Below are 3,161 nucleotides of genomic sequence, written 5' to 3'. Positions count from 1 at the left end.
GGAACAACAGCTGTTGGAAAGAATTTTATTACGGCGACAGGAGGACATGGTGGTGGGGGTGCTTCTGCCTATCAATCCCACACGGGATTTGGTGGTGGTACGACTACCTACTATTCAGGCGGTGGCGGTGCTGGAGGAACAGGTGGAAACTTTGGTTTAGCAACAGATGAACATCCAGGATTTTCCAAAGGTGGAAATGGTTATGCTGGGACAAACGGAATTACGAGCGAGACTAGCGGTAATGGCGGTGATGCTGGAGGTGATACATCAAGAGGTGGCTCTGGAGGAGTCGGCAAAGGTTCCTATAGTTCGGGAAAAGCAGGGCGTGGTTTTGGCGGCGGCGGGGCTGGTGCTCACTCTGATTCTTCTCCAAGTGGTGCTGGAGCTGATGGCGCTGTCCTTATAAGGTTATGGAAAGATTAATTACATAACCAAAGATAGCACAAGTCAAATGGATAGCTGTTGTATAAGCTGGCTTGTATGATTTTAAGCCCTTCTAAAGCCCTTTAAAGAGCTTTTTGACTGACAGTGTCAGTCTTATGAGAGAGTGAGATGATTGTTATTGTTTCTTCATTGATTTGGAGAGCAAGAGGAAAATAGAATTTAAACTTCGTATTCACTTTATTAAGAATGGCAAGGGATCTAAGTTTTTAGCAATATTTGATCAGACAGCCGTTGGTATGTTTGTAAAATCCTTGATGTTAACGTGCAAATTTATCCCCTCCATGCACCTATTCTTCTCTTTACGCATGAGGTGGAGAAACAGGATAGTGTTCTGTTTCATAAGCTTCAATTAACAAAACAAGAGTTTTCATTCTATCAAATTCTGGAGTATTAACTTCTGGCTGCTTATCAAACATTGCAGACACAATTTCTAAAGCTTCTTGGTACTCCCTCTCAGCACGAATTGGTTTGATATTCATTTCTTAAATTCTTGTAGTTCCACAGTGTTGGCATCAATCACATTAAATTGTAACATTTTTGTTGACAATTGTCACTTAATACATTACATCTTACTTAAAATAAAGTTGTTGAGTTTGCTATGATCAAAACATTTAAAAATAAAGACCTCCAATCTCTCTGGGAAACAGGAAAAAGTAAGATTGATAGCAGGCTTCAACAGCGTATTATTCGCCGTCTTGATGCCCTTGACGCGGCTTCTCAAGTTAGTGATATCAATGTACCAGGTTATAATTTTCATATGCTTAAAGGCTTTACTCCAACTCGCTACACAATTCATATCAATGGTCCTTGGTGTATCACTTTTGAATTTAAAGACAGACACGTTTACCATGTTGATCTAGAGCAATACCACTGAAGGTTTTAAGATTTGTAAAGGAAACTATCCATGACCACACGTAATCCTAATCGTTGTCCTTCTCATCCAGGAGAAATTTTAGCTGAATCCTTAGAACATTTAAATGCAAGCAAAACCGAAATTGCTAGGATTCTTCAAATATCACGCCAGCACTTGCACGGTATCCTTAAAGGAGAACGTCCAGTCACAGCCGTAACAGCGGCTCGCATTGGTAAATTGTTAGGAAATGGACCAGCCCTTTGGCTACAGCTTCAAGCCAATTATGATACATGGCATGCCTTGAGGGACATTGATGTCTCTTCTATTCCAACACTAACAGCTAGCGAAATGAATACGCAAATGGAACATAGCCATTCGTAACCTTCTCCCCGCCCTTAAAGACGAGGAGATAAGTCATGTTTTTGAACTTAAGCAACCTTTTTAATAGGGTTCTCGAAATCTGGTTCATAAGCGCGCAATAAAGGATCCATGCTATGCGGCAGTTCTGAATCACCAAAATCTGTTAGAACTATTAAGATTTTAAGTATACTTGGCATCTCATCTTGAAGTTTTAAAATTAAAGCTTTTTCTATGACACTCATAGTATCAACCAGAGCTGTACAATCTTTATCATTCATATTTTCATGTCTAGAAAATTGAGATAATGCCAACCACAAATCGCATAAGAAATTGGTATCTATCTTCATTGCACACCTCCATGGATTTGCTCTCTCAAACAAGCCAATCCTTTTGGTGTAATTTTTGTTGAAGGCAGCACCTTTTCTGTACCATCTGGTCTTTGAATGGTAATAGCGGGACAATCCATGAATCCTTTCTTTATCTTATCCTGATAAGGTAACAGAGGCGCCCCTGGAGCACGCCGATACACCCAATCATGTTTACGCAAATAATCCGTTAAGTCCTTTGGTCGTACCTCTAACATCTTTGCTGCTTCGATAAGACCAAACAGACCATCAGAACGCTTTAAGCCTTCTAAAGCTTCTGCTTTTGGAGTCAATTCAGCAATAGTGTTATCCTTTTGCTCGATTTGACTTTGTAAGTGATTCAAAACACCAAGTAATGCTTCGGGTTTGGAATAATCAACTTGTGATGCAGCTATCTGTGGGGTTGCTACTTGTTTTAAAAGCCTTTCACATTTGATAAAGTATAAACGGGCTTCTCTACCTTTCTTATTATTCTCAAGCATAGAAAGTTCTTTAGCTACACTTAAAGTTAGATGATAATCTTTACGATTGTGACCACCCCTGCCTTTGCTCCCCAAAATCGGGGAGCAAACAAAGTCTTGATTTTCTAATAAATTATATTTGTTAATACGGTCTGTAATCCAAGTAGAGAAATCTTTTCCTATTTCCAAAAACGCATGTAATTCGCGCGCATTTACCGTTTGAACAGTTTCCTGATCAATTATTTGTTCCAATATTGGAATAAGAGTGTTCATGAGAACTCCTTATCGTTAAATGTTTTTGATTGACACTCGATAAAAGAGTGCCGGGTGCTCAAAAACACGGCGATAAGTCCGTCGTTATGCTTTCCCCCAAAGGGTATTGTATAGCGTAACCACACCCGACAAGCCATTTATATGCTATACGCATATAATGAGTCAAAGCTTTTAATCTGCGGAAAAAAGACTGTTTCGGCAATCCACCCGCTTATCGTCAAGGTGTTTTTGAGGCACCTGATTCGAAAATACACATTGCATAAATAATGTCAAGCTATTTTCGATAATTTTTTATCATTATGCCGGTCTAACAAATACAGCAATCACCCCCTCATTTTTCCCATTCATTTTCATTCACCCCTCATTTAAAGGAGCATAAAGTATGGCAACAGGTTTTCTACACGG

5 protein-coding genes and 1 pseudogene are annotated in these 3,161 nt (G+C 39.5%); 3 read left to right on the top strand and 3 right to left on the bottom strand.

Features of this window, described 5'->3' with window-relative positions:
- Nucleotides 1-423 (top strand): annotated as a pseudogene (locus tag ACFINW_RS09655) (hypothetical protein); the annotation flags it as partial.
- A 320-nt stretch (nt 424-743) separates the two neighbouring features.
- Here the strand turns inward: ACFINW_RS09655 and ACFINW_RS09650 are convergent.
- Entirely contained in the window at nt 744-923 is a 180-nt protein-coding gene (locus ACFINW_RS09650) for a hypothetical protein (protein WP_375621862.1), read from the bottom strand.
- A 119-nt stretch (nt 924-1,042) separates the two neighbouring features.
- Here ACFINW_RS09650 and ACFINW_RS09645 point away from each other — a divergent pair, with 119 nt between their 5' ends.
- Together ACFINW_RS09645 and ACFINW_RS09640 are read left to right on the top strand one after the other, a co-directional pair.
- Nucleotides 1,043-1,318, top strand: a complete 276-nt coding sequence (locus tag ACFINW_RS09645) for a type II toxin-antitoxin system RelE/ParE family toxin (RefSeq protein ID WP_273791641.1) — start codon at nt 1,043-1,045, stop codon at nt 1,316-1,318.
- Nucleotides 1,319-1,348: 30 nt separating this feature from the next.
- The gene (locus ACFINW_RS09640; protein ID WP_375627782.1) at nt 1,349-1,678 is read left to right on the top strand and encodes a HigA family addiction module antitoxin; all 330 of its coding nucleotides are present in this window, start codon (nt 1,349-1,351) and stop codon (nt 1,676-1,678) included.
- Nucleotides 1,679-1,725: 47 nt separating this feature from the next.
- Here the strand turns inward: ACFINW_RS09640 and ACFINW_RS09635 are convergent, their stop codons facing one another.
- Entirely contained in the window at nt 1,726-2,004 is a 279-nt protein-coding gene (locus ACFINW_RS09635; RefSeq protein WP_375627783.1) for a hypothetical protein, read from the bottom strand.
- Nucleotides 2,001-2,756 (bottom strand): antA/AntB antirepressor family protein, encoded by a 756-nt coding sequence (locus ACFINW_RS09630; RefSeq protein WP_375621859.1) that lies wholly within the window; start codon nt 2,754-2,756, stop codon nt 2,001-2,003. The genes ACFINW_RS09635 and ACFINW_RS09630 overlap by 4 nt, the downstream gene beginning before the upstream one ends.
- Nucleotides 2,757-3,161: the final 405 nt, after the last annotated feature.

This window comes from Bartonella sp. AA18HLJMS, assembly GCF_042197245.1.
In the GTDB taxonomy this organism is placed as follows: domain Bacteria; phylum Pseudomonadota; class Alphaproteobacteria; order Rhizobiales; family Rhizobiaceae; genus Bartonella.
Note: the sequence above shows the minus strand (reverse complement) of the source record. Positions and strands in the feature narration are given on the sequence as shown.

Bases quoted from the DNA above. Each gene is read 5' to 3' on its own strand.
- ACFINW_RS09640 (WP_375627782.1), top strand. From the start codon at position 1,349: ATGACCACACGTAATCCTAATCGTTGTCCTTCTCATCCAGGAGAAATT.
- ACFINW_RS09635 (WP_375627783.1), bottom strand. From the start codon at position 2,004: ATGAAGATAGATACCAATTTCTTATGCGATTTGTGGTTGGCATTATCT.
- ACFINW_RS09650 (WP_375621862.1), bottom strand. From the start codon at position 923: ATGAATATCAAACCAATTCGTGCTGAGAGGGAGTACCAAGAAGCTTTA.
- ACFINW_RS09645 (WP_273791641.1), top strand. From the start codon at position 1,043: ATGATCAAAACATTTAAAAATAAAGACCTCCAATCTCTCTGGGAAACA.
- ACFINW_RS09630 (WP_375621859.1), bottom strand. From the start codon at position 2,756: ATGAACACTCTTATTCCAATATTGGAACAAATAATTGATCAGGAAACT.